This window comes from Citrobacter sp. Cpo103, assembly GCF_030332605.1.
GTDB lineage: Bacteria > Pseudomonadota > Gammaproteobacteria > Enterobacterales > Enterobacteriaceae > Citrobacter > Citrobacter portucalensis.
This window is the reverse complement of record NZ_JAOWHO010000026.1, coordinates 134,907-160,000: the sequence shown is the minus strand read 5'-3', so window position 1 is coordinate 160,000 and position 25,094 is coordinate 134,907. Positions and strand designations below refer to the sequence as shown.

The following is a 25,094-nucleotide window of genomic DNA, read 5'->3' as shown; positions in this document are numbered from 1 at the left end:
CTAGGGATCGTCGCCTAGGTGAGCCGTTACCCCACCTACTAGCTAATCCCATCTGGGCACATCCGATGGCAAGAGGCCCGAAGGTCCCCCTCTTTGGTCTTGCGACGTTATGCGGTATTAGCTACCGTTTCCAGTAGTTATCCCCCTCCATCGGGCAGTTTCCCAGACATTACTCACCCGTCCGCCACTCGTCACCCAAGGAGCAAGCTCCTCTGTGCTACCGTTCGACTTGCATGTGTTAGGCCTGCCGCCAGCGTTCAATCTGAGCCATGATCAAACTCTTCAATTTAAAAGTTTGATGCTCAATGAATTAAACTTCGTAATGAATTACGTGTTCACTCGTTGAGACTTGGTATTCATTTTTCGTCTTGCGACGTTAAGAATCCGTATCTTCGAGTGCCCACACAGATTGTCTGATAAATTGTTAAAGAGCAGTGCCGCTTCGCTTTTTCTCAGCGGCGCGGGGTGTGCATATTACGCCATCCCGCTACGAAGTCAAGCATTTAATTTCGCTTTCTTCGCCGGAGTTCTCAGTGGAACCCCGCTGACCCGGCGGCTTGTAATCCGTTGTTCCGTGTCAGTGGAGGCGCATTATAGGGAGTTATTTCAGGCTGACAAGTTAAAAATATAAAAAACTTATCAAGCGATTACTTTTCAATCAATACGTCCATTTCCTCCTGGATTTTAAACAAAAACGAGCCCCGCAGGGCCCGTTTATTGTTGTTTTGTGACTTACTGCACTGCCACTATGCGATCGTCATTCACTTCCAGACGAATCGTTTTGCCCGGAATCAGTTCACCAGACAGAATTTGCTGCGCCAGCGGGTTTTCGATCTGCTGCTGGATAGCACGTTTCAATGGACGCGCGCCATACACCGGATCGTAACCATTCGCGCTCAGCAGTTTAAGCGCCTCGTCAGAAATATGGATTTCATAGCCACGCTCTTCCAGACGTTTGTACAGACGCTGCAACTGGATCTGAGCAATAGAAGCAATATGCTGCTCACCCAGCGGGTGGAACACAACAACCTCATCTATACGGTTGATGAATTCCGGGCGGAAGTTATTGCTCACAACGCCCAGCACCATATCTTTCATATGGCCGTAATCCAGCTCACCGAAGCGTTCCTGGATCAGATCGGAACCCAGGTTTGAGGTCATAATGACAACCGTATTACGGAAGTCGACCGTTCTCCCCTGTCCGTCAGTCAGACGACCATCATCAAGCACCTGCAGCAGAATGTTGAACACATCCGGATGCGCCTTCTCCACTTCATCCAACAAGATGACAGAGTAAGGACGACGACGTACTGCTTCCGTCAGGTAACCACCTTCTTCATAACCGACATATCCCGGAGGTGCCCCGACCAAACGAGACACGGAGTGTTTCTCCATAAACTCGGACATATCGATACGCACCATTGCATCGTCACTGTCGAACATAAAGTTTGCCAGCGCTTTGCACAGTTCGGTTTTACCGACACCGGTTGGACCAAGGAACAGGAATGAACCAATCGGACGATTCGGATCGGACAAGCCCGCACGGCTACGACGGATGGCGTTAGAAACGGCTTCCACCGCTTCGTTCTGACCAATCACGCGGCTGTGCAGCTCCTGCTCCATACGCAATAGTTTTTCCCGTTCACCTTCCAGCATGCGAGCAACTGGGATCCCGGTCCAGCGCGCCAGCACCTCAGCAATTTCTGCATCCGTGACTTTATTACGCAGCAGACGCATGGTTTTGCCTTCAGACTGGGTAGCTGCTTCCAGCTGTTTTTCCAGTTCAGGAATTTTGCCGTACTGCAGTTCAGACATCCGCGCCAGGTCGCCAACGCGGCGCGCCTGTTCGATGGCGATTTTTGCCTGCTCCAGCTCAGCCTTGATAGTTTGCGTTCCCGAGAGGGAAGCTTTTTCAGCTTTCCACTCTTCCTCTAACTCAGAATACTGACGTTCTTTGTCGTCCAGCTCTTCGTTGAGCATATCGAGACGTTTTTTACTTGCCTCATCAGACTCTTTCATTAATGCCTGCTGTTCCAGTTTGAGCTGGATAATACGGCGGTCGAGTCTGTCGAGTTCCTCCGGCTTGGAGTCAATCTGCATACGAATGCTGGATGCCGCTTCGTCAATAAGGTCGATAGCTTTATCCGGCAACTGACGATCGGCAATATAGCGGTGAGACAGCGTAGCTGCCGCAACAATCGCCGGGTCAGTAATCTGCACATGATGGTGCAGTTCATAACGTTCTTTCAGGCCACGCAAGATTGCGATGGTGTCTTCCACTGAAGGTTCAGCCACAAACACTTTCTGGAAACGACGTTCCAGCGCCGCATCTTTTTCGATGTACTGGCGATATTCATCAAGCGTTGTTGCGCCTACGCAGTGCAGCTCCCCACGGGCCAACGCAGGTTTCAGCATGTTCCCGGCGTCCATTGCGCCATCGGCTTTACCCGCCCCAACCATGGTATGCAATTCGTCGATAAACAGAATGACGTTGCCTTCCTGTTTCGAGAGATCGTTCAGCACACCTTTTAAACGTTCTTCAAATTCACCACGATATTTGGCCCCAGCCACCAGCGCGCCCATATCCAGTGCCAGTACACGACGGCCTTTTAAGCCTTCCGGCACTTCACCATTGATGATGCGTTGGGCCAGCCCTTCAACGATGGCGGTTTTACCGACACCGGGTTCACCGATTAACACCGGGTTATTTTTAGTACGACGTTGCAGCACCTGAATGGTACGGCGAATTTCTTCATCACGGCCGATGACCGGATCGAGTTTGCCCTGTTCGGCACGTTCGGTCAGATCAACGGTATATTTTTTCAAGGCCTGACGTTGGTCTTCAGCCCCCTGGTCATTCACGCTTTCACCTCCACGCATTTGTTCAATTGCCTGAGTGATATTGGCGGTCGTCGCGCCTGCTGATTTTAATAAATCGGTCAGCGTACCGCGTGACTCAAGCGCCGCCAGAACGAACAGTTCTGACGAAATAAAGTTGTCCCCACGTTTTTGCGCCAGCTTGTCGCAAAGATTCAGTACACGCACCAGTTCCTGAGAAGGCTGCACATCGCCGCCGGTACCTTCTACCTGTGGCAAACGGCTCAACGCCTGGTCAATGGCTGTACGTAACTGGCCAGCATTAATGCCAGCAGACGTTAATAAAGGACGTACCGATCCCCCTTCCTGATTCAGCAAGGCGCTCATTAGATGAAGTGGTTCGATAAATTGATTGTCGTGCCCCAATGCGAGTGACTGGGCATCGGCAAGAGCAAGCTGGAATTTATTAGTAAGACGATCCAGACGCATAACTCCTCCCATAACAGGTCAAAATTGCTACTGGAGATTAAATGAGGTCATCCCTCAATTATTCAAGGTGAATGACCTGAATTATGTGAAAAGAAAATTACACGTACCGGATCGTCTTGATTCTTTAGGTTATATCAGCCAAATAAAACTTGCCATACGACCCGTGGTATTGTCGCGACGATAAGAGAAGAACGTCTCACTTTCGCTGAAGGTGCAACGGTCGCCACCGTAGAGATTCTCCACGCCGACATTGGCCAGGCGCTGACGGGCAAGCTGGTAGATATCCGCCAGATACTTGTCGCCGCGCGGCACAAATGCAAGGTCCGCTTGCGGATCTTTCGTCATGAACGCCTCGCGGACTTCTGGTCCAACTTCAAACGCGTTTGGACCTATCGCCGGGCCTAGCCAGGCAATAATGTTTTCAGGTTTGTCGGCAAAACACGCCACCGTCTCTTCCAGCACGCCGGCGCATAATCCGCGCCAACCCGCATGGGCAGCAGCAACTTCCGTTCCGGCACGATTGCAAAACAACACCGGCAAACAATCAGCGGTCATCACCGCACACACGGTGCCCGGCGTGTTGCTGTACGACGCATCTGCACGTTTGGAGGCGTAAGGCTCGCCGGTCAGTTTCAGGACATCCTTACCGTGGACCTGCTCCAGCCAGACCGGCTTTGACGGCAGATTGCCCGCAGCAAACAGTCGTTTGCGGTTCTCTTCAACATGCTCCGGGTTATCGCCGCAATGGGCGCCCAGATTCAGCGAATCGTAAGGCGGCATACTGACTCCGCCAATACGGGTAGAACTACACGCCGCGACACCTTGCGGTATCGGCCACTGCGGGACAATTAGCTTACTCATAGCCAGGCAATATCATCCTTGTGTTCTTCGAAATCAGCGCGCATCACTTCAATCAATTGCACCATATCTTGTGGAATCGGCGCATGCCATTCCATTTCGATACCGGAAATCGGGTGATACAAACGCAGCATGGTCGCATGCAGCGCCTGACGGTCGAACTTACGCAGTACGGAGATAAATTCGTCAGAAGCGCCTTTCGGTGGACGTGGACGGCCACCGTAGACCTGATCGCCCACCAGAGGATGAGTGATATGTGCCATGTGCACGCGGATCTGGTGCGTACGTCCGGTTTCCAGACGCAACCGCAGACGCGTGTGCACACGGAAGTGTTCCATAATGCGATAGTGCGTTACCGCCGGTTTCCCCATTGGGTGTACGGCCATGTGCGTACGCTTGGTCGGGTGACGGCTAATCGGTTCCTCAACGGTTCCGCCAGCAGTCATGTGACCAATCGCCACGGCTTCGTACTCACGGGTAATTTCGCGCAGCTGCAACGACTCCACCAAACGTGTTTGCGCCGGAACCGTTTTTGCCACCACCATTAATCCGGTCGTGTCTTTATCCAGACGGTGCACGATACCAGCACGAGGAACATCCGCGATTGGCGGGTAGTAATGCAGTAACGCATTCAATACCGTGCCATCGGGATTCCCGGCGCCCGGATGCACTACAAGGTCACGGGGTTTGTTGATGACAAGAATGTCGTCATCTTCATAAACGATATCCAGTGGGATATCCTGAGGTTCAAAACGAACCTCTTCATCAATTTCTGCGTTGATGGAGACACGCTCTCCACCCAACACTTTTTCTTTCGGTTTATCGCAAAGTTGGTCATTTACCAGTACGCGCTGGTCGAGGATCCATTCTTTTATGCGCGATCGCGAATAATCAGGGAACAATTCGGCCAAAGCCTGATCTAAGCGTTGACCGAGCTGATTTTCGGAGACTGTTGCGGTGAGTTCTACTCGTTGTGCCATAAACTGCTTCTTCGTTTAACGTTGGGTTTTACGGCTTTGCCGTTTAATATAGTGTGCTATTGTAGCTGGTCTTAACCGGGAGCAGGAACAGAGAATCTCCCGTATTACATTTTGAGGAAAGTCAAAACGTCATGACGCGCATGAAATATCTGGTGGCAGCAGCCACGTTGAGCCTGTTTTTGGCGGGTTGCTCTGGTTCAAAGGAAGAGGTGCCCGATAATCCGCCAAATGAAATCTACGCGACTGCTCAGCAAAAGCTGCAGGACGGTAACTGGAAACAGGCAATAACGCAATTGGAAGCGTTGGATAACCGTTATCCATTTGGACCGTATTCTCAGCAGGTGCAATTAGATCTCATCTACGCCTACTACAAAAACGCCGATCTGCCACTTGCTCAGGCTGCTATCGATCGTTTTATCCGTCTTAACCCGACACACCCTAACATTGATTATGTCATGTATATGCGTGGCCTGACCAATATGGCGTTGGATGATAGCGCACTGCAAGGATTCTTTGGTGTTGATCGCAGCGATCGCGATCCACAACATGCCCGAGCTGCGTTTAATGACTTTTCCAAACTGGTGCGTGGGTATCCGAATAGCCAGTACACCACTGACGCCACCAAACGTCTGGTGTTCCTGAAAGACCGCCTGGCGAAGTATGAATACTCCGTTGCAGAATACTACACTGCCCGCGGCGCATGGGTTGCCGTGGTAAACCGTGTGGAAGGCATGCTGCGCGACTACCCTGATACCCAGGCAACACGTAATGCCCTGCCGTTGATGGAAAACGCTTATCGCCAGATGCAGATGAATGCGCAGGCTGAAAAAGTCGCGAAAATCATTGCCGCCAACAGCAGCAATACCTGATTTGCCTCAGAATGCAAAACGGCAGCCCAAGGGCTGCCGTTTTTTATCCGTTAACGCCACAACTGAAGCGGTTTAGCTCCGACGCATCCCATCAAATATGGCCTGCTTTCAGGTATTCCTCAAGTAAAAAATCGCCTGTTCCTGCGGTGCCTCACAAAAAGGTTTTCTTGACAAAAAGCGACAAAATAATGTGATTTAGATCACACATTTTGACATTGGGAACGGTATGCTGGAATCACCAAGACGGGAAAGACAAGAGGTAAAATTTATGACAATGAACATTACCAGTAAACAAATGGAAATTACTCCGGCAATTCGCCAGCATGTCGCAGACCGTCTCGCCAAACTAGAAAAATGGCAAACTCATCTGATTAATCCACATATCATTCTGTCTAAGGAGCCACAGGGTTTCATTGCTGATGCCACCATCAATACACCGAACGGACATCTGGTCGCCAGCGCAAAACACGAGGATATGTACACCGCAATTAACGATTTGATCAACAAGCTGGAACGGCAGCTCAATAAAGTGCAGCACAAAGGCGAAGCCCGTCGTGCAACAACTTCAGTCAAAGACGCCAACTTCGTCGAAGCAGAAGAAGAGTAGTCCCTTACATTGAGTGTATCGCCAACGCGCCTTCGGGCGCGTTTTTTGTTGACAGGGTGAAAACAGTACGGGTACTTTACTGACGTAGCCAAAGGAAAATTACATGAAACTTGTCCCGTTCTTCTTCGCATTCTTTTTTACCTTCCCCTGAATGGGAGGCGTTTCGTCGTGTGATAAAGAATGCGAAGACGAACAATAAGGCCTCCCACAACGGGGGGCCTTTTTTATTGATAACAAGAAAGGCAACACTATGACATCGGAAAACCCATTGCTGGCGCTGCGCGATAAGATCAGCACGCTGGATGAAAAATTACTGGCCCTGCTGGCTGAGCGACGTGGACTGGCCGTAGAAGTTGGTAAAGCCAAACTGCTTTCGCATCGTCCGGTTCGTGATATCGACCGTGAACGTGACCTTTTGGACCGACTCATTCAGCTTGGCAAAGCACATCATCTTGATGCTCACTACATTACTCGCCTGTTCCAGCTCATCATCGAAGACTCCGTCCTGACTCAACAGGCACTGCTCCAGCAGCACCTGAACAAAATTAACCCACACTCCGCGCGCGTGGCCTTCCTTGGGCCAAAAGGGTCATATTCTCACCTCGCAGCACGTCAGTACGCTGCCCGCCATTTTGAACAATTTATTGAAAGCGGCTGCGCAAAATTTGCCGATATCTTTAATCAGGTCGAAACCGGACAGGCTGACTATGCTGTAGTTCCGATTGAAAACACCAGCTCCGGTGGGATTAACGACGTTTACGACCTGCTGCAGCACACCAGCCTGTCTATCGTTGGCGAGATGACCATTAAAATAGACCACTGTGTACTGGTGTCTGGCACAACGGATCTTGAGACCATTGAAACGGTATATAGTCATCCGCAGCCGTTCCAGCAGTGCAGCAAGTTCCTGAATCGCTACCCGCACTGGAAGATTGAGTACACCGAAAGCACCTCTGCGGCGATGGAAAAAGTTGCGCAGGCTAACTCACCGCGCGTGGCGGCCCTGGGGAGCGAAGCCGGAGGCGTACTGTATGGATTGCAGGTTCTCGAACATATTGAGGCTAACCAGTCGCAAAACATCACCCGTTTCGTGGTGCTGGCACGTAAAGCAATCAATGTATCCAACCAGGTTCCGGCAAAAACCACGCTGCTGATGGCAACAGGACAACAGGCCGGTGCGCTGGTTGAGGCGCTGCTGGTACTGCGTAACCATAATCTGATTATGACTAAACTGGAGTCACGCCCGATTCACGGCAATCCGTGGGAAGAGATGTTTTATCTTGATATCCAGGCCAACCTGGAGTCGCCCCAGATGCAAAAAGCATTGAAAGAGCTGGGTGAGATTACGCGTTCGATGAAAGTACTGGGGTGCTATCCAAGTGAGAACGTGGTGCCAGTCGATCCGAGCTAACGTTTGACAATGCCGGATGGCGCTACGCTTATCCGGCCTACGGTTCATACGATTTTTGAAGGCCGGATAAGGCGAAGCCGCCATCCGGCATCTTAATTAAGGACGGCTATCATTCGCCTGGCGTAACAAAGTACGGCTTTCACTCTGGAAGCGTTTCGCATAATCGCCAAACCAATGCTCCACCTTACGGAAACTGTCGATAAACGCTTGCTTATCGCCCTGCTCCAGTAAACCGATCGCCTCGCCAAAACGTTGGTAGTAGCGTTTAATCAGCGCAAGGTTGCTCTCAGACGACATAATAATATCGGCATAGAGCTGCGGATCCTGGGCAAACAGACGGCCAACCATCGCCAGCTCAAGCCGGTAAATCGGCGAAGAGAGCGCCAGCAGCTGCTCCAGTTGAACGTTCTCTTCCGCTAAATGCAGACCGTAAGCAAAGGTCGCAAAGTGACGCAGTGCCTGAATAAACGCCATGTTCTGGTCATGTTCAACGGCGCTGATCCGATGCAGTCGCGCACCCCATACCTGAATCTGTTCCAGAAACCACTGATAAGCTTCCGGCTGACGTCCGTCACACCAAACGACGACCTGCTTGGCCAGACTGCCGCTGTCCGGACCAAACATTGGGTGTAACCCCACCACCGGGCCATCATGTGCAGCCAGCATCGCCTGTAAAGGACCATTTTTCACCGAAGCCAGATCCACCAGGATGCAGTCAGACGGCAGACGCGGTAGTTTGGCGATCACCTGCTCGGTGACGTGGATCGGCACGCTGACGATCACCATGCCGGCATCAGAGACGATCTCCGGCGCGCGATCCCAGTCCTGCTGTTCCAGGATCCGTACCTGATAACCTGACAGGGTGAGCATTTTTTCGAACAGACGCCCCATCTGACCGCCGCCGCCGACAATCACCACCGGCCGCAGAGAAGGACAAAGCGTTTTAAACCCTTTGTCGTTCTCACTGGAGTAGGACTCACGCATAACGCGGCGTAGCACATCTTCAATCAGGTCCGGCGGCACACCCAGGGCTTCCGCTTCCGCCCGGCGAGAGGCCAGCATAGAGGCTTCCCGTTCCGGCACATAGATCGGCAGCCCAAAGCGGCTTTTTACTTCACCTACTTCGGCAACCAGCTCCAGGCGGCGTGCCAGTAAATCCAGCAGCGCCTTGTCGACTTCATCAATTTGATCGCGTAATGCGGTCAATTCAGCAACCATAACCAACCTCTTATGCTACACGCGCCGACAGCTGACCGTTTAAATCCTGGCTAATTTCACGCAGCAGCGCATCCGTCATTTCCCAGCTAATGCAGGCGTCAGTTACGGATACGCCGTATTTCATTTCGCTGCGCGGCTGTTCAGAAGACTGGTTGCCTTCGTGAATATTACTTTCAATCATCAAGCCAATGATTGAGCGATTGCCATCTTTGATTTGTGCAATCACGGATTCAGCCACGGCAGGCTGACGGCGGTAATCTTTATTGGAATTACCATGACTGCAATCTACCATCAGAGAAGGTCGTAGTCCCGCCTGCTCCATCTCTTTTTCGCACTGGGCGACATCTGCCGGGCTGTAGTTCGGCGCTTTACCTCCGCGCAAGATCACGTGACCGTCCGGATTCCCCTGTGTTTGCAGCAGTGCAACCTGCCCGGCCTGGTTAATACCGACAAAGCGGTGCGACTGCGCGGCCGCGCGCATGGCGTTAATGGCGGTCGCCAGGCTACCGTCGGTACCATTCTTAAAGCCAACCGGCATCGAAAGACCGGAAGCCATTTCACGGTGAGTCTGCGATTCCGTAGTACGGGCACCGATTGCGGACCAGCTAAACAGATCGCCCAGGTATTGCGGGCTATTTGGATCCAGCGCTTCAGTTGCCAGCGGCAGTCCCATATTTACCAGTTCAAGCAGCAGCTGACGCGCAATTTTCAGACCTGCTTCAACATCAAAAGAGCCATCCATATGAGGATCGTTAATTAACCCTTTCCAGCCGACAGTGGTACGGGGTTTTTCAAAATAGACGCGCATCACCAGGTAGAGGCTATCGCTGACCTCTGCGGCAAGGGCTTTAAATCGACGAGCATACTCAATCGCCATTTCAGGATCGTGAATGGAGCATGGGCCACATACGACCAGCAGGCGCGGATCGCGACCGGAGATAATATCTGAGATGGTTTTACGCGACTGGGCGATTTGCGCCTCTTGCTCCTGGCTCAGCGGAAATTCAGCTTTCAGCTGCTCCGGAGTCATCAGAACCTGTTCGTCGGTAATATGTACGTTGTTCAGCGCGTCTTTTTGCATGATGGTGATCCTGTTTAGCTCGTTTGCGATAGTTGATCCTCAGCGAGGAGGAAATAACGATATCACAACAGGTAAAGATTTCAATCCACAATCCGTAAATTTTAATTTACATAGTGTTATTTTAAGGCAAAAACAGCCCTTATGAATGTACATTTAAATTTACACCACCGAGTTTTCAGATCCACTATGCTTAAAAAAACGAAGGAGCACAGGCAATGAAGCAACTCATCAGCATCTTGTTTCTATTACTTCTTAGCGGATGTCAGATAGACCCCTACACCCATGCCCCTACCTGGACTGGTACCGACTGGTACGACGCCGGGATACAAGATGCCATTTCGGGTTATGCCGTTAAAGATAATGAAACGCTTGCCGACAACTACAATGACCCCGACGTCGATCGTACGGAATACCTTAAGGGTTACGCCGAGGGGCAACGTAAAACCTGCCAGCAGGATTTTGTTTATGCCAGAGGCCTGACCGGGAAAACTTTTCCGCCCAGTTGCGATACTGTCGAAAATGTTGACCAGTTACACAGCGCCTGGCAGCAAGGGGCAAACGAGGGCGCTGCCTCGATAAGGTTAAATTAAACAATGGTTTATATTTTATAAACCATTAAGATTTAACTTAAATCACCAATAGCATTATTCCAGGAATAATGACGGCTTAGGAAAATAATGTTATTTTGTTGCAAACAATCTTGAATGTATTTCGACGTTTTACAGCAAACGCTGGTAGGTAACTATTCATGAGCTATTCTTACCGACTCATACTTCTACTGGCACTGCTCCTGACCGGATTACCGCTGTATGCCCAAAGCGTTACGGAAGAAGCAAAATCGGTACGCGCTATGGTTTCCGGCATCGTCAGTTATACACGCTGGCCTGCACTTTCCGGGCCCCCAAAACTGTGTATTTTCTCTTCATCGCGTTTTTCCAGTGTCCTGAAAGATACCAGTGCAGGCGCATTACCCTATCTTCCCGTCATCATCCGTACGGAACAAGAAATATTAGTTTCGCAGTGTGACGGTTTTTATTTTGGAAAAGAATCCCCTACTTATCAGGTGGAATTAAAGAATAAATATCCGACTAAGGCATTGTTATTAATTGCTGAACAGAACCCCGAATGCGTTATTGGCAGCGCCTTTTGCCTCATAATTAAAGACGAAGATGTGAGATTTTCCGTAAATATGGATTCCCTTTCACGCAGCGGCGTAAGGGTCAGTCCAGACGTATTGATGCTTGCACGGAATAATAAGCATGGATAAGGGCCATTCTCCCATAGCACGCCCGACGTTTAAGCGAACATTACGGCGTATCAGCATAATCAGCGTTCTGGTAACCATGATGCTGATCTGGCTGCTGCTCAGCATTTCTTCCGTGCTGGCATTAAGACAGTATGCGCAAAAGAATCTGGATCTGACTGCCGCTACCATGACCCGTACGCTCGAAGCGGCATTAGTCTTTTCTGATAGTGTTGCAGCAACTGAAACGCTGGCGGCACTGGGTCAGCAGGGGCAATTTTCCGTTGCAGAAGTTCGTAATAAAAACCAGAAGGTGATCGCCACCTGGCGCTATAACGCGCAGGATACCACTGAAAAGATCAGCGGGATGATCAGCCACTGGCTGTTCCCACAACCGGTCACTCAGCCGATTTTGCACAATGGCAACGTCATCGGCGAAGTACGATTGACTGCGCGCGATAGCGTTATCAGTCATTTCATCTATTTGTCGCTGGCCGTCCTTACCGGGTGCATTCTGTTGGCATCCGGAATTGCATTAATGCTCACTCGCTATTTACACAATGGCGTTGTGGATGCACTGCAAAACATTACCGAGGTGGTACATGATGTTCGTACCAACCGTAACTTTTCACGGCGCGTATCAGAGGAACGCATTGAAGAGTTTCATCTCTTTGCCCTGGACTTTAATAGTCTGCTGGACGAGATGGAGGAGTGGCAACTTAAACTGCAGGCAAAAAACGCTCAGCTTTTGCGTACTGCACTACATGATCCTCTGACGGGTCTGGCAAATCGCGCCGCATTTCGCAGCAGCATAAATGCCCTAATGAATGATGATGCCGCCCACAGCAGCTCGGCATTGTTATTCCTTGATGGCGACAATTTTAAATTTATTAATGATACCTGGGGCCACGCAGCGGGGGATCGGGTCCTGATTGAAGTCGCAAAAAGGTTATCCGAGTTTGGGGGGAGTCGCCATTACCCATACAGACTTGGCGGCGATGAGTTCGCCATGGTGCTGTATAGCGTTCATTCTGAATATGAGGTTCAGCGGATCTGCGCGGCACTGTCACAAGAGTTTAACCGACCTTTTGACCTGCATAATGGTCATCTGGCAAGCATGACGCTCAGCATTGGGTTTGCGCTGACGTGGGAACATGCCTCTGCCGAAAAATTACAAGAACTTGCCGATCAAAATATGTATCAGGCTAAACATTTGCGTTCTGAACGCATTATTAAAAAATAAGGAATTACACACATGCTAAAACGTTTATTATCCCCGTTTCTTCTGCTTTTACTGATTCTGGCTGGCTGTCAGGCACCTCAGGGAAAATTTACCCCAGAGCAAATTGCAGCCATGAAATCATACGGATTTACTGAAGCATCAGGAGACTGGTCTCTCGGCCTGTCTGACACCATCCTGTTTGACAAAAATGACTATAAACTCCGTCCTGAAAGTGAAAAACAGATCAAGGAAATGGCATCCAAACTGGCAGCTACCGGGCTAAATCATGCTCGCCTGGATGGTCATACTGATAACTACGGTGAAGACAGCTATAACGAAGCTCTGTCACTCAAACGCGCTAATGTCGTTGCCGATGCCTGGGCGCAGGGCGCTAATATTCCCCGCACCAACCTGACTACTCAGGGACTCGGGAAGAAATATCCCATTGCCAGCAACCAGACATCAAAAGGTCGCGCTGAAAACCGCCGCGTGGCGGTCGTGATCACGACACCATAATCGTCCCCCAACTGACTGCGCACCGCGCAGTCCTTCCATTGCCATAAAGAACAAAAGAGTAAACGTCGGGATAAAAAAAAGGGCCAGCCTTTCGGCCAGCCCTTTTCTAACAGGATGTCGCTTGCGCGAATCTTAGTTAAGACGCTCTTTGATACGAGCAGACTTACCAGTGCGCTCACGCAGGTAGTACAGTTTAGCTTTACGAACAGCACCACGACGTTTAACAGCAATGCTGTCAACTACCGGAGAGTGAGTCTGGAAGACACGCTCAACGCCTTCGCCGTTGGAAATTTTACGAACAGTGAATGCAGAGTGCAGACCGCGGTTACGAATAGCGATAACCACGCCCTCGAATGCCTGCAGACGTTTTTTGGAACCTTCAACAACCCATACTTTCACTTCCACGGTATCACCCGGACGGAAGGAAGGTACGTCCTGCTTCATCTGTTCTTGTTCAAGTTGCTTAATAATGTTGCTCATAATTTAATCTCTTATCCTGGGTAAACTGATATTGGGGGCTTACGCCTGCCCATCATGTTTATGTTGCTGTTGTGCGTGTTCCGTTTTGAACTCCGCCAGCAACCTTGCTTGCTCTTCAGTCAGAGCCAGGTTTTCCAGAAGTTCAGGTCTTCTAAGCCAGGTCCGGCCCAGCGACTGCTTCAAACGCCAGCGACGTATCTCAGCGTGGTTCCCCGACAGTAACACTGCCGGTACTTCCATCTGCTCTAACACTTCAGGTCGGGTATAGTGCGGGCAATCCAGCAACCCATCAGCAAAAGAATCTTCGATTGCCGAAGCTTCATGACCCAGAACTCCCGGAATAAACCGGGAAACGGAGTCGATCAGCGTCATTGCCGGTAACTCACCACCGCTGAGTACGTAATCGCCGATTGACCATTCTTCGTCAATTTCGGTTTGAATCACGCGCTCATCTATTCCTTCATAGCGACCACATACCAGAATCAGCTTTTGATTCGTGGCCAGTTCGCTAACGCCCGCTTGATCAAGCTTGCGTCCCTGAGGTGACAGATAAATCACCTTTGCGCCTTCACCAGCCGCAGCTTTTGCTGCATGAATGGCGTCCCGTAAAGGTTGCACCATCATTAACATCCCCGGTCCGCCGCCGTAAGGACGATCGTCCACGGTACGGTGCCGGTCATGAGTAAAGTCACGAGGACTCCAGCTCTGGATGTTCAGCAGGCCATTTTTTACTGCCCGGCCAGTTACCCCGTAATCGGTAATTGCGCGGAACATTTCTGGAAACAGGCTAACGATACCTATAAACACAAGCCAATCCCCATAACGCCGACTTTTACCGTTTATCCGGTGGTTTAAAAACCAGGATCCCAATCTACTTCGATAGTACGAGTAGCGAGATCGACTTTCTTGATAACCTGCCCATCGAGGAACGGCACAAGACGTTCCTTGATACCAAACGCATCTTTCAGGTTTGCCTTGATGACGATGACGTCATTCGAACCGGTTTCCATCATATCGACGACTTTACCGAGATCGTAGCCTTCAGTAGTCACTACCTGGCAGCCCATAAGGTCTTTCCAGTAGTAGGAACCATCTTCCAGCGCTGGCAACTGCGAGGAATCCACGACAATTTCGCAATTAGTCAGTAGATTCGCCGAATCACGATCGTCAACGCCTTTCAGCTTGATGATCAGATCCTGATTGTGGTGCTTCCAGCTTTCCAGCTGTACTTGCTGCCACTGACCCGCCTTCTGGATAAACCAGGGCTGATAGTCAAAAATGCTTTCGGCGTCTTCAGTGGAAGAAAACACTCTGAGCCAACCACGGATACCGTAAGAAGACCCCATTTTCCCCAAAACGATGGGTTCCACAGGAGCCTGTGCGGCGAGTTGCTTGCTCATCATGACCACCGTGACAGATTAAGCTGCTTTGTTTGCTGCTTTGATCAGCGTAGCTACGCGATCAGAAATAGTCGCGCCCTGGCCAACCCAGTGAGCGATGCGATCCAGATCCAGGCGAGTGCCTTCTTCTTTTTCGCTAGCGATTGGGTTAAAGAAGCCAACGCGCTCGATGAAGCGACCGTTGCGTGCATTACGGCTGTCGGTAACAACAACCTGGTAGAACGGACGCTTTTTAGCGCCGTGACGAGCTAAACGAATAGTAACCATAACATCCTCTTGTGTGAATAAAACACCCAGGCCCCATCGAGGAACGGAGCCCGGGTGTCATATTAAAAGCCCGAAAATTTTACTGATTTCTGGGGAAAATGCAATCAGCAGTTGATAACTCTGCTATAAAAGGCCGTTGGCGGTGCCGTCAGTTCGGTGCCGGCGTGCGCGCAGCCACCGGAGCGTACACGCAGTACGTGAGGATGGCGAGCACACCCCGGTGCCGAAATGGCAAACAAGCCAGGCCGATTAGCGGCCTGGGAATCCAGGCGGCATCATCCCCTTCATACCACGCATCATCTTCGCCATTCCGCCCTTCTTCATTTTCTTCATCATGCGCTGCATGTCGTCGAACTGTTTCAGAAGGCGGTTTACGTCCTGAACCTGCATACCGCAACCGGCAGCGATACGGCGTTTACGGGAACCTTTGATAATTTCCGGCTTAGCGCGTTCTTTCATCGTCATCGAGTTGATGATGGCTTCCATACGCACCAGCACTTTATCGTCCATCTGCGATTTCACATTGTCAGGGATCTGACCCATGCCCGGCAGCTTGCCCATCAGGCTTGCCATACCGCCCATGTTTTTCATCTGGTTGAGCTGTTCAAGGAAATCGTTGAGATCGAAGCCATCGCCTTTTTTCAGCTTGCTGGCTAATTTTTCTGCCTGCGCGCGGTCAACCTTGCTTTCGATATCTTCGATCAGCGACAGCACGTCGCCCATGCCGAGAATGCGCGAAGCAATCCTGTCCGGATGGAACGGCTCCAGTGCTTCGGTTTTCTCGCCGACGCCGAGGAATTTAATCGGCTTACCGGTAATATGACGAATAGAGAGCGCCGCACCGCCACGGGCATCACCATCAACTTTTGTCAGCACTACGCCGGTTAACGGCAGCGCTTCGTTAAAGGCTTTTGCGGTATTCGCGGCATCCTGACCGGTCATGGCGTCGACCACAAACAGCGTTTCTACCGGTTTGATAGAAGCGTGGACCTGTTTGATTTCGTCCATCATCGCTTCGTCAACGTGCAGACGACCGGCGGTATCCACCAGCAGCACGTCGTAGAATTTGAGTTTGGCTTCTTTCAGCGCGGCGTTAACGATATCGACCGGCTTCTGGCCGACATCCGACGGGAAGAAGTCCACACCGACCTGCTCGGCCAGCGTTTCCAGCTGTTTGATCGCCGCCGGGCGATAAACGTCCGCGGAGACCACCAGCACTTTCTTCTTGTGCTTCTCGCGCAGGAATTTACCCAGCTTACCGACGCTGGTCGTTTTACCCGCACCCTGCAGGCCCGCCATCAGCACCACGGCTGGCGGCTGTGCCGCCAGATTCAGGGTCTGGTTTTCTTCGCCCATTGCCGCAACCAGCTCGTTACGGACAATCTTGACGAACTCCTGACCCGGCGTCAGGCTTTTGTTAACTTCATGACCAACCGCTTTCTCTTTTACGCGATTGATAAACTCACGCACTACCGGCAGCGCTACATCAGCCTCCAGCAGCGCCATGCGCACTTCGCGCAGCGTCTCTTTAACGTTGTCTTCAGTAAGGCGTCCACGGCCACTGATATTGCGCAGCGTGCGCGACAAACGATCGGTTAAATTATCAAACATTGTCTCTCGCCTGGGGTGGAAACGGTCGGTCGCGACAGCGACACATCAACAGAAATTTGTCGCAGTATAACATGAAGCCGCCTTTGTTGTTATGCAACGGTTGGAGCAGCGGTCACGTAACGCTATACTGCTTTTCTTTATCACTGGCCAACTGTCGACACCTATATGCCCGTTTTTGCTCTGCTCGCCCTTGTCGCCTACTCAGTCAGCCTCGCGCTGATTATTCCCGCACTGCTGCAAAAAAACAGCGGCTGGCGGCGTATGGCTATTCTTTCTGCGGTCGTTGCGCTGGTAAGCCATGCTATTGCCCTGGAAGCGCGTATCCTACCCGGCGGTGAAAGCGGACAAAACCTGAGTCTGTTGAACGTCGGCTCGCTGGTAAGCCTGATGATCTGTACGGTAATGACCATCGTCGCGTCCCGCAATCGTGGCTGGTTATTGCTGCCTATTGTCTACGCCTTTGCGCTGATAAACCTGGCCTTCGCCACGTTTATGCCTAACGAGTTCATCACTCATCTCGAAGCTACGCCGGGCATGATGATTCACATCGGGCTATCGCTGTTCGCTTACGCCACGCTGATTATCGCCGCACTCTATGCGCTACAGCTTGCGTGGATTGACTACCAGCTGAAAAACAAGAAACTGGCCTTCAGCAATGAGATGCCGCCACTGATGAGTATTGAGCGGAAAATGTTTCATATCACCCAAATTGGCGTGGTTCTGCTGACGCTCACCCTGTGCACTGGCCTGTTTTACATGCATAACCTGTTCAGTACCGAGAACATTGATAAAGCCGTTCTCTCTATCGTGGCATGGTTTGTCTATATCGTTCTGTTGTGGGGGCATTACCATGAAGGTTGGCGCGGACGTCGCGTCGTATGGTTTAACGTCGCAGGCGCAGGCATTCTGACGCTGGCCTATTTCGGCAGTCGCATCCTGCAGCAGTTCGTGAGTTAAATCTTTAAGGAATCCTACGTGGAACACATCTCCACCACCACGCTCATTGTCACGCTCCTCATCATGGTGGTCATTTCCGCCTATTTTTCCGGTTCTGAAACCGGAATGATGACCCTGAATCGCTATCGTCTACGTCATCGGGCCAAGCAGGGAAATCGACAGGCGAAACGCGTTGAAAAGTTACTTCGCAAGCCGGATCGCCTGATAAGCCTGGTGCTCATCGGTAATAATCTGGTGAATATTCTGGCCTCCGCGCTCGGCACCATTGTCGGTATGCGCCTGTATGGCGATGCGGGCGTCGCCATTGCCACCGGGGTACTGACGTTTGTGGTGCTGGTTTTTGCCGAAGTGCTGCCAAAGACGATTGCCGCGCTATATCCGGAAAAAGTCGCCTATCCGAGCAGCGTCCTGCTGGCTCCGCTGCAGATTCTGATGATGCCGTTAGTATGGCTACTCAACACCATCACGCGGCTGCTGATGCGCATGATGGGCATCAAAACGGATATCGTAGTGAGCGGTTCGCTGAGTAAAGATGAACTGCGAACGCTGGTGAATGAATCGCGCTCGCAAATCTCACGCCGTAACCAGGATATGCTGCTGTCAGTGCTGGATCTGGAAAAAGTCAGCGTCGATGACATCATGATCCCGCGTAATGAAATCATCGGCATTGATATTAACGATGACTGGAAATCAATCGTGCGTCAGCTTTCGCACTCTCCGCACGGTCGTATTGTGCTGTATCGCGACTCGCTCGATGACGCCATCAGCATGCTACGCGTACGTGAAGCCTGGCGATTGATGGCCGAGAAAAAAGAGTTCACCAAAGAGACCATGTTACGCGCCGCCGACGAAATTTATTACGTTCCGGAAGGCACACCGCTCAGCACCCAGCTCATTAAATTTCAGCGCAATAAGAAGAAAGTGGGCCTGGTCGTCAATGAATATGGCGATATTCAGGGACTGGTTACGGTCGAGGATATCCTGGAAGAGATTGTTGGTGACTTCACGACCTCAATGTCACCGACGCTTGCCGAAGAAGTCACACCGCAGAATGACGGTTCGGTGATCATTGACGGTAGCGCCAACGTTCGTGAAATCAATAAGGCGTTTAACTGGCATCTGCCGGAAGATGACGCACGTACTGTGAACGGTATTATTCTTGAAGCGCTGGAAGAGATCCCGATTGCTGGCACACGTGTGCGTATTGGGCAGTACGATATCGATATTCTCGACGTGCAGGATAATATGATTAAACAGGTGCAGGTGTTGCCCGTCAAACCGCTGCGGGAAAGCGTATCGGACCAGTGAGAGTAATCCAGACCGGGTAGTGCATCAGCATTACCCGGTCTGAGGCTAATTAGCCTTTGGCTTTCGCCACAGAGACCATCGCCGCACGGATGGTACGTCCGTTCAGGGTATAGCCTTTCTGCATAACCATCAGCACATTACCGGCAGCAACGTCGTCAGACTCTACCATTGCAATCGCCTGGTGCACGTTCGGGTCCATCGGCACGTCGATATCCGCAACCACCTGTACGCCAAACTTCGCCACAACATCCAGCATTGACTTACGGGTCAGCTCAATACCTTCGACCATAGCCGCCATAGCGTCATTGTCTTTGTCCGCAACTTCCAGCGCACGGTCCAGGCTATCCAGCACCGGCAGCAGTTCGTTGACGAATTTTTCCAGTGCAAACTTATGCGCTTTTTCTACGTCCAGTTCGGTACGACGACGCAGGTTTTCCATTTCCGCTTTGATACGCAACACGCTGTCGCGCTCGCGCGTTTCGGCTTCAGCAAGCTGAGCTTCCAGATTCGCAATTTTTTCATCGCGCGGATCCACCTGCTCAGCAGAAGCGTCTGGTTCAACCGCCTCAACTTCTTCGTGCTGATCCATGATAATTTCTTCCGGGGCTTGCCCCTCAGGCGTTTTCTGTTCTTTACTACTCATGAATTTCTCCGCGTTTTTTTCGCATTCATCTCGCTAACTTGGCTTATTATGGGGATCAGATTCAGGGATTCAAGGGAAGTACTCACATTGTCACTAATCTTCGTTACAAGGACCTCGAGAAAATGAACAAACATTTCAAGTGTATTGGCATTGTGGGGCATCCACGTCACCCCACTGCACTGACCACACATGAAATGCTCTACCGTTGGCTGTGCGCCAAAGGTTATGAGGTTATCGTTGAGCAACAAATCGCCCACGAGCTGCAGCTGAAAAATGTGAAAACCGGTACGCTCGCAGAGATTGGCCAGCAGGCAGACCTCGCCGTGGTAGTCGGCGGCGACGGCAATATGCTGGGTGCCGCACGCACCCTGGCACGTTATGACATCAAGGTTATTGGCATTAACCGCGGTAATCTCGGTTTTCTGACCGACCTTGACCCAGACAATGCCCACCAACAGTTAGCTGACGTGCTGGAAGGCCACTATATCAGCGAAAAGCGCTTTTTACTTGAAGCCCAGGTGTGCCAACAGGATTGCCAGAAGCGTATTAGCACGGCGATCAATGAAGTTGTGTTGCACCCCGGAAAAGTGGCGCACATGATTGAATTTGAAGTCTATATCGATGAAGTTTTTGCCTTCTCCCAGCGCTCGGACGGCTTGATTATTTCCACACCGACCGGCTCTACCGCCTACTCGCTCTCTGCCGGAGGTCCGATCCTGACGCCTTCGCTGGATGCTATTACGCTGGTCCCGATGTTCCCGCATACGCTTTCCGCGCGACCGCTGGTGATCAACAGTAGCAGCACCATTCGCCTGCGCTTCTCTCATCGCCGTAACGATCTGGAAATCAGTTGCGACAGCCAGATCGCCCTGCCTATACAGGAAGGTGAAGACGTATTAATTCGCCGCTGTGATTATCATCTAAACCTGATACACCCAAAAGATTACAGCTATTTCAACACATTAAGCACTAAACTAGGCTGGTCAAAAAAATTATTCTAATTTAACGCCAACCTCTTTACTGTATAAAAAACCAGTTTATACTGTATGTAATTACAGTTATGGTTTTTCATACAGGAAAACAGCTATGTTGGCACAACTGACCATCAGCAATTTTGCTATCGTTCGTGAACTTGAGATCGATTTCCAGAACGGAATGACCGTTATTACCGGTGAAACCGGTGCGGGTAAGTCCATTGCCATTGATGCTCTCGGTTTGTGCCTGGGCGGACGCGCAGACGCCGACATGGTACGTGCAGGCGCCACGCGAGCCGACCTCTGCGCGCGATTCGCCTTAAAAGACACCCCCGCGGCTCTGCGCTGGCTGGAAGAAAACCAGCTTGAGGAAGGCCGTGAATGTTTGCTGCGCCGTGTTATCAGCAGCGACGGACGTTCACGCGGCTTCATTAACGGCACTGCCGTACCGTTGTCACAGCTGCGCGAGCTGGGCCAGTTGCTTATTCAAATCCACGGTCAGCATGCGCATCAGCTCCTGACAAAATCAGAACACCAAAAGTCTCTGCTGGATGGTTACGCCAATGAAGCGTCCCTGACTCAGGAAATGGCTGCGCGCTACCAGCTGTGGCACCAAAGCTGTCGTGATCTGGCGCATCATCAACAACAAAGTCAGGAACGCGCAGCCCGGGCGGAACTGTTGCAATACCAGTTAAAGGAACTGAACGAATTCAACCCGCAGCCGGGTGAATTTGAGCAAATTGATGAAGAGTACAAGCGTCTGGCTAACAGCGGGCAATTGCTCACCACCAGCCAACAGGCGCTGGCTATCCTGACGGATGGCGAAGACATCAACCTGCAAAGCCAACTGTACACCGCAAAGCACCTGGTCACTGAACTGGCAGGCATGGACGGCAAACTTTCCGGTATCCTGGATATGCTGGAAGAGGCCACTATCCAGCTCAGCGAAGCCAGCGACGAGCTGCGCCACTATTGCGATCGTCTGGATTTGGACCCTAACCGTTTGTTCGAACTTGAACAGCGTATTTCCAAACAAATCTCATTGGCCCGCAAGCATCATGTTGCCCCTGAAGCGCTGCCACAGTTCTATCAGTCATTGCTGGATGAACAACAGCAGTTAGACGATCAGGCCGACTCGCTCGAAACCTTAACCCTGGCGGTGAATAATCACCACCAGCAGGCTCTGGAAACGGCAAAAATGCTGCACAAACAGCGCCAGCATTATGCTCAGGAACTGGGACAACTGATTACAGAGAGCATGCATACTCTCTCAATGCCGCACGGTGTCTTTTGCATTGATGTGAAATTTGAGGAACATCATTTGAGCGCAGACGGTGCCGATCGCGTAGAGTTTAAAGTGACCACTAACCCAGGCCAGCCGTTGCAGCCGATTGCGAAAGTGGCTTCAGGTGGGGAACTGTCGCGCATTGCGCTGGCTATTCAGGTTATTACCGCACGCAAAATGGAAACACCTGCGCTGATTTTCGATGAAGTGGATGTCGGTATCAGCGGCCCGACTGCTGCGGTAGTGGGAAAAATGCTGCGTCAGTTGGGCGAGTCAACTCAGGTAATGTGTGTTACTCACCTGCCGCAGGTTGCTGGCTGTGGCCATCAACACTTCTACGTCAGCAAAGAAACGGATGGCGCGATGACCGAAACACACATGCAGCCGCTTGATAAACGCGCTCGCCTGCAGGAATTAGCCCGCCTGCTTGGCGGTAGCGAAGTAACGCGCAATACCCTCGCAAATGCAAAAGAACTGCTGGCGGCATAAACTTTTTTACCTTGTTAAGGTCTGAGTTCAACATAAAATCGCCGACCGACCCGACAGCAAAAGGTTTTAAAGTGGTGAAAGGTCTATTATCATCGGCATATTACATATGAGCCGCGTACTGCTCGGGCCCGAAAAGGAATCAAATCACTATGCGCTGTAAAACGCTGACTGCTGCTGCAGCAGTACTACTGATGTTGACTGCAGGCTGTTCCACTCTGGAGCGAGTGGTTTACCGCCCTGACATCAACCAGGGAAATTATCTGACACCTACCGATGTCGCCAAAGTGCGCACGGGTATGACGCAACAGCAGGTTGCTTATGCTCTGGGTACACCAATGATGTCCGATCCTTTTGGCACTAACACCTGGTTTTATGTGTTCCGTCAGCAACCTGGTCATGAAGGCGTAACCCAGCAAACACTGACGCTAACCTTTAACAGCAGCGGCGTTTTGACCAACATTGATAACAAACCTGCTTTGACCGACAACAAGTAGGTTTGATAGATCAAAAAAGGTGCTCAATGAGCACCTTTTTTATTGTCTGCTATTTTTTAGCGGATTTCTCTGCTCGCTGTCTGCGCAGCTCTTTCGGATCAGCAATCAGTGGCCGGTAGATTTCCACCCTGTCACCGTCCTGCAGAACATCAGCAAGCTTTACCGGACGGCTGTAAATGCCCACTTTATTTTTGCTGAGATCGATATCGGTACGTAATTCCAGCAGCCCGGAAGCGCGGATAGCCTCTTCCACCGTAGCGCCCTGTTGCAGCGTTACACGTTGCAGATACTGTTTCTCGGGCAGCGCATACGCCACTTCAACGACAATTTTAGCTGACGCTGACACTGTAAACCTCTTTCGCGCGAACCGTGAAGGCCTGCACCATGTTTGAAGCCAGCTCTTTAAAGATACGACCAAACGCCAGCTCGATTAATTTATTGGTGAACTCAAAATCGAGATGAAATTCAATGCGGCACGCTTCATGACTCAGTGGCGTAAACTTCCATCCGCCAATGAGTTTCTTGAACGGTCCGTCGACCAGATGCATCAGGATGCTCTGGTTACTGGTCAGTTGATTGCGCGTAGTGAACGTTTTGCTGATCCCTGCTTTCGAGACATCCACCGCCGCTGTCATCTGTCCCGGAGTTGACTCCAGCACACGGCTACCGGTGCAACCCGGTAAAAACTGGGGATAGGATTTAACATCATTCACTAGCTGATACATCTGTTCCGCACTGTAAGGTACTAAAGCGGTCCGGCTAATCTGAGGCATAACAATTTCCATCAATATCAATCACACAAATAATACCATTTATCCCCCGCTAAAAAAAACGCTATAGCCTAACTCGTGCTAAGATAGCGCCTTGCGCCCCGCTGGATGAAATGGGGTGTTTTTCGATTCCAGATTACCTATACTGAGCGGCATTATGACGAAGAAAAAAGCACACAAACCTGGCTCAGCCACAATCGCGCTGAACAAGCGCGCACGACACGAATACTTTATTGAAGAAGAGTTCGAAGCAGGACTCGCTCTGCAAGGTTGGGAAGTCAAATCCCTGCGCGCGGGTAAAGCTAACATCGGCGACAGCTACGTCATCCTTAAAGACGGCGAAGCGTTCCTGTTTGGCGCCAACTTCACACCGATGGCTGTTGCCTCAACGCATGTGGTATGTGATCCCACCCGTACCCGTAAGCTGTTGTTAAACCAGCGTGAACTCGACTCCCTGTATGGTCGTATGAATCGTGACGGTTATACCGTCGTTGCGCTTTCACTGTACTGGAAAAATGCCTGGTGCAAAGTGAAAATTGGCGTCGCAAAAGGTAAGAAACAGCACGACAAGCGCTCCGATGTGAAAGAACGCGAATGGCAGTTAGATAAAGCGCGTATTATGAAAAATGCTGGTCGCTAATCGCTACTCCCCTATGACCAGTCTCTCATCCTGAGACTGGTTCTTATTTTTTAGTTATTGAAACCCACCTAATACATTCATCGAGTTTATGGTTTGTTTGAGCTGAATCGTTCAGGTATAAAATAAACTTCCCTGGCATTACCGTAGCACTCCATAGTCTAATAAAATAAAACTTCAAGACCATACCACCTGTATTTAAACTTATTTAATAACACTATTATTACTGTTGTTTATTATATCACCCCTCATTCCAGTTAAATCACAAACCCTTTAGATACAATAAATTAACTAAAAAACCAACCATTAAATACGCACCGGAAAGTATCCTTTTCAATAAGCCAAATATATTTTTAATATGGATAAGTTGCAGAATACTTTCTTTCTGACTATATCATCTAATACGAAAGAACTATTCAGCCGACAGGTCCCGAACGTATTTGATAAGTAAACGAACATCTGTATGAC

The 25,094-nt window shown here is 50.7% G+C and carries 27 protein-coding genes, 1 rRNA gene and 1 other annotated feature (1 of these 29 only partly in view); of the genes, 14 read left to right on the top strand and 14 right to left on the bottom strand.

Annotation, left to right across the window (positions count from 1 at the left end):
- The 4 genes from OGX89_RS08455 to rluD form a co-directional block, all read right to left on the bottom strand.
- Nucleotides 1–289: ribosomal RNA gene (locus OGX89_RS08455) — 16S ribosomal RNA — on the bottom strand; it reaches 1,253 nt to the left of the window's first position.
- Nucleotides 290–732: 443 nt separating this feature from the next.
- Nucleotides 733–3,306 carry an ATP-dependent chaperone ClpB gene (gene clpB / locus OGX89_RS08450; RefSeq protein ID WP_003826468.1) on the bottom strand — a complete coding sequence of 858 codons (2,574 nt, stop codon included), beginning with the start codon at nucleotides 3,304–3,306 and terminating at the stop codon, nucleotides 733–735.
- Nucleotides 3,307–3,435: 129 nt separating this feature from the next.
- Nucleotides 3,436–4,167 carry a purine nucleoside phosphorylase YfiH gene (yfiH, locus tag OGX89_RS08445; RefSeq protein ID WP_063941895.1) on the bottom strand — a complete coding sequence of 244 codons (732 nt, stop codon included), beginning with the start codon at nucleotides 4,165–4,167 and terminating at the stop codon, nucleotides 3,436–3,438.
- Nucleotides 4,164–5,144 (bottom strand): 23S rRNA pseudouridine(1911/1915/1917) synthase RluD, encoded by a 981-nt coding sequence (gene rluD, locus OGX89_RS08440; RefSeq protein ID WP_003826464.1) that lies wholly within the window; start codon nucleotides 5,142–5,144, stop codon nucleotides 4,164–4,166. The genes yfiH and rluD overlap by 4 nt, the downstream gene beginning before the upstream one ends.
- A gap of 131 nt (nucleotides 5,145–5,275) precedes the next feature.
- On the opposite strand from rluD, the gene bamD reads away from it, so the two are divergent.
- The 4 genes from bamD (at nucleotide 5,276) to pheA (ending at nucleotide 8,031) form a co-directional block, all read left to right on the top strand.
- Nucleotides 5,276–6,013, top strand: a complete 738-nt coding sequence (gene bamD, locus OGX89_RS08435) for an outer membrane protein assembly factor BamD (protein ID WP_003826460.1) — start codon at nucleotides 5,276–5,278, stop codon at nucleotides 6,011–6,013.
- Between the two features lie 268 nt (nucleotides 6,014–6,281).
- Nucleotides 6,282–6,620: a ribosome-associated translation inhibitor RaiA gene (gene raiA, locus OGX89_RS08430; protein ID WP_003031244.1), complete on the top strand. Its 339-nt coding sequence runs from the start codon at nucleotides 6,282–6,284 to the stop codon at nucleotides 6,618–6,620.
- Nucleotides 6,621–6,722: 102 nt separating this feature from the next.
- Nucleotides 6,723–6,848 (top strand) — a sequence feature (Phe leader region).
- Nucleotides 6,724–6,771, top strand: coding sequence for a pheA operon leader peptide PheL (gene pheL / locus OGX89_RS08425; RefSeq protein ID WP_100250063.1), 48 nt, complete (start codon nucleotides 6,724–6,726; stop codon nucleotides 6,769–6,771). It overlaps the preceding feature by 48 nt.
- 22 nt (nucleotides 6,849–6,870) lie before the next feature.
- On the top strand, nucleotides 6,871–8,031 hold the full coding sequence (pheA, locus tag OGX89_RS08420; RefSeq protein ID WP_125112767.1) for a bifunctional chorismate mutase/prephenate dehydratase: 1,161 nt from the start codon (nucleotides 6,871–6,873) through the stop codon (nucleotides 8,029–8,031).
- Nucleotides 8,032–8,127: 96 nt separating this feature from the next.
- On the opposite strand, the gene tyrA is transcribed toward pheA, so the two are convergent.
- Together tyrA and aroF are read right to left on the bottom strand one after the other, a co-directional pair.
- Entirely contained in the window at nucleotides 8,128–9,249 is a 1,122-nt protein-coding gene (gene tyrA, locus OGX89_RS08415; RefSeq protein ID WP_003826456.1) for a bifunctional chorismate mutase/prephenate dehydrogenase, read from the bottom strand.
- A gap of 10 nt (nucleotides 9,250–9,259) precedes the next feature.
- On the bottom strand, nucleotides 9,260–10,330 hold the full coding sequence (gene aroF / locus OGX89_RS08410) for a 3-deoxy-7-phosphoheptulonate synthase AroF (RefSeq protein ID WP_003031241.1): 1,071 nt from the start codon (nucleotides 10,328–10,330) through the stop codon (nucleotides 9,260–9,262).
- 215 nt (nucleotides 10,331–10,545) lie between these two features.
- Between aroF and OGX89_RS08405 the strand changes: the two genes are divergently transcribed.
- The 4 genes from OGX89_RS08405 (at nucleotide 10,546) to OGX89_RS08390 (ending at nucleotide 13,311) form a co-directional block, all read left to right on the top strand.
- On the top strand, nucleotides 10,546–10,920 hold the full coding sequence (locus tag OGX89_RS08405; RefSeq protein ID WP_008785516.1) for a DUF2799 domain-containing protein: 375 nt from the start codon (nucleotides 10,546–10,548) through the stop codon (nucleotides 10,918–10,920).
- A 158-nt stretch (nucleotides 10,921–11,078) separates the two neighbouring features.
- Nucleotides 11,079–11,597: a regulatory sequestration protein YfiR gene (gene yfiR, locus OGX89_RS08400; RefSeq protein WP_003826451.1), complete on the top strand. Its 519-nt coding sequence runs from the start codon at nucleotides 11,079–11,081 to the stop codon at nucleotides 11,595–11,597.
- Entirely contained in the window at nucleotides 11,590–12,816 is a 1,227-nt protein-coding gene (dgcN, locus tag OGX89_RS08395) for a diguanylate cyclase DgcN/YfiN (RefSeq protein WP_003826449.1), read from the top strand. Before yfiR ends, dgcN begins: the two co-directional genes overlap by 8 nt.
- 12 nt (nucleotides 12,817–12,828) lie before the next feature.
- Entirely contained in the window at nucleotides 12,829–13,311 is a 483-nt protein-coding gene (locus tag OGX89_RS08390) for an OmpA family protein (protein WP_003826447.1), read from the top strand.
- Nucleotides 13,312–13,443: 132 nt separating this feature from the next.
- Here the strand turns inward: OGX89_RS08390 and rplS are convergent, their stop codons facing one another.
- The 5 genes from rplS to ffh all read right to left on the bottom strand — a co-directional run bounded on the left by rplS (nucleotide 13,444) and on the right by ffh (nucleotide 17,069).
- The gene (gene rplS, locus OGX89_RS08385; RefSeq protein WP_002914145.1) at nucleotides 13,444–13,791 is read right to left on the bottom strand and encodes a 50S ribosomal protein L19; all 348 of its coding nucleotides are present in this window, start codon (nucleotides 13,789–13,791) and stop codon (nucleotides 13,444–13,446) included.
- A 39-nt stretch (nucleotides 13,792–13,830) separates the two neighbouring features.
- A complete protein-coding gene (gene trmD / locus OGX89_RS08380) occupies nucleotides 13,831–14,598 on the bottom strand; it encodes a tRNA (guanosine(37)-N1)-methyltransferase TrmD (RefSeq protein WP_003826417.1) in 768 nt (255 codons plus the stop codon).
- A gap of 44 nt (nucleotides 14,599–14,642) precedes the next feature.
- Complete coding sequence (rimM, locus tag OGX89_RS08375) at nucleotides 14,643–15,191, bottom strand: ribosome maturation factor RimM (RefSeq protein ID WP_003031230.1); 549 nt, start codon at nucleotides 15,189–15,191, stop codon at nucleotides 14,643–14,645.
- A gap of 18 nt (nucleotides 15,192–15,209) precedes the next feature.
- The gene (gene rpsP / locus OGX89_RS08370; protein ID WP_003031228.1) at nucleotides 15,210–15,458 is read right to left on the bottom strand and encodes a 30S ribosomal protein S16; all 249 of its coding nucleotides are present in this window, start codon (nucleotides 15,456–15,458) and stop codon (nucleotides 15,210–15,212) included.
- A 249-nt stretch (nucleotides 15,459–15,707) separates the two neighbouring features.
- Nucleotides 15,708–17,069 (bottom strand): signal recognition particle protein, encoded by a 1,362-nt coding sequence (gene ffh, locus OGX89_RS08365; protein ID WP_003031226.1) that lies wholly within the window; start codon nucleotides 17,067–17,069, stop codon nucleotides 15,708–15,710.
- Between the two features lie 165 nt (nucleotides 17,070–17,234).
- Between ffh and OGX89_RS08360 the strand changes: the two genes are divergently transcribed.
- Together OGX89_RS08360 and OGX89_RS08355 are read left to right on the top strand one after the other, a co-directional pair.
- Nucleotides 17,235–18,026: a cytochrome C assembly family protein gene (locus tag OGX89_RS08360; protein ID WP_003031224.1), complete on the top strand. Its 792-nt coding sequence runs from the start codon at nucleotides 17,235–17,237 to the stop codon at nucleotides 18,024–18,026.
- Between the two features lie 18 nt (nucleotides 18,027–18,044).
- On the top strand, nucleotides 18,045–19,334 hold the full coding sequence (locus OGX89_RS08355) for an HlyC/CorC family transporter (RefSeq protein ID WP_003826409.1): 1,290 nt from the start codon (nucleotides 18,045–18,047) through the stop codon (nucleotides 19,332–19,334).
- Nucleotides 19,335–19,383: 49 nt separating this feature from the next.
- Here OGX89_RS08355 and grpE read toward each other — a convergent pair whose 3' ends face one another.
- The gene (grpE, locus tag OGX89_RS08350) at nucleotides 19,384–19,977 is read right to left on the bottom strand and encodes a nucleotide exchange factor GrpE (protein WP_003826408.1); all 594 of its coding nucleotides are present in this window, start codon (nucleotides 19,975–19,977) and stop codon (nucleotides 19,384–19,386) included.
- 122 nt (nucleotides 19,978–20,099) lie between these two features.
- Between grpE and nadK the strand changes: the two genes are divergently transcribed.
- From nadK to bamE, 3 genes are all read left to right on the top strand, one after another.
- Nucleotides 20,100–20,978: an NAD(+) kinase gene (gene nadK, locus OGX89_RS08345; RefSeq protein ID WP_125112768.1), complete on the top strand. Its 879-nt coding sequence runs from the start codon at nucleotides 20,100–20,102 to the stop codon at nucleotides 20,976–20,978.
- 85 nt (nucleotides 20,979–21,063) lie between these two features.
- Nucleotides 21,064–22,725, top strand: coding sequence for a DNA repair protein RecN (gene recN / locus OGX89_RS08340; protein ID WP_125112769.1), 1,662 nt, complete (start codon nucleotides 21,064–21,066; stop codon nucleotides 22,723–22,725).
- 149 nt (nucleotides 22,726–22,874) lie between these two features.
- A complete protein-coding gene (gene bamE, locus OGX89_RS08335) occupies nucleotides 22,875–23,219 on the top strand; it encodes an outer membrane protein assembly factor BamE (protein WP_003826401.1) in 345 nt (114 codons plus the stop codon).
- Nucleotides 23,220–23,268: 49 nt separating this feature from the next.
- On the opposite strand, the gene OGX89_RS08330 is transcribed toward bamE, so the two are convergent.
- Nucleotides 23,269–23,565, bottom strand: coding sequence for an RnfH family protein (locus OGX89_RS08330; protein ID WP_008785525.1), 297 nt, complete (start codon nucleotides 23,563–23,565; stop codon nucleotides 23,269–23,271).
- A complete protein-coding gene (ratA, locus tag OGX89_RS08325; RefSeq protein WP_003826396.1) occupies nucleotides 23,549–23,992 on the bottom strand; it encodes a type II toxin-antitoxin system toxin RatA in 444 nt (147 codons plus the stop codon). Before ratA ends, OGX89_RS08330 begins: the two co-directional genes overlap by 17 nt.
- Nucleotides 23,993–24,146: 154 nt before the next feature.
- Here ratA and smpB point away from each other — a divergent pair, with 154 nt between their 5' ends.
- Nucleotides 24,147–24,629, top strand: coding sequence for an SsrA-binding protein SmpB (gene smpB / locus OGX89_RS08320; RefSeq protein WP_003031211.1), 483 nt, complete (start codon nucleotides 24,147–24,149; stop codon nucleotides 24,627–24,629).
- Nucleotides 24,630–25,094 lie beyond the last annotated feature (465 nt).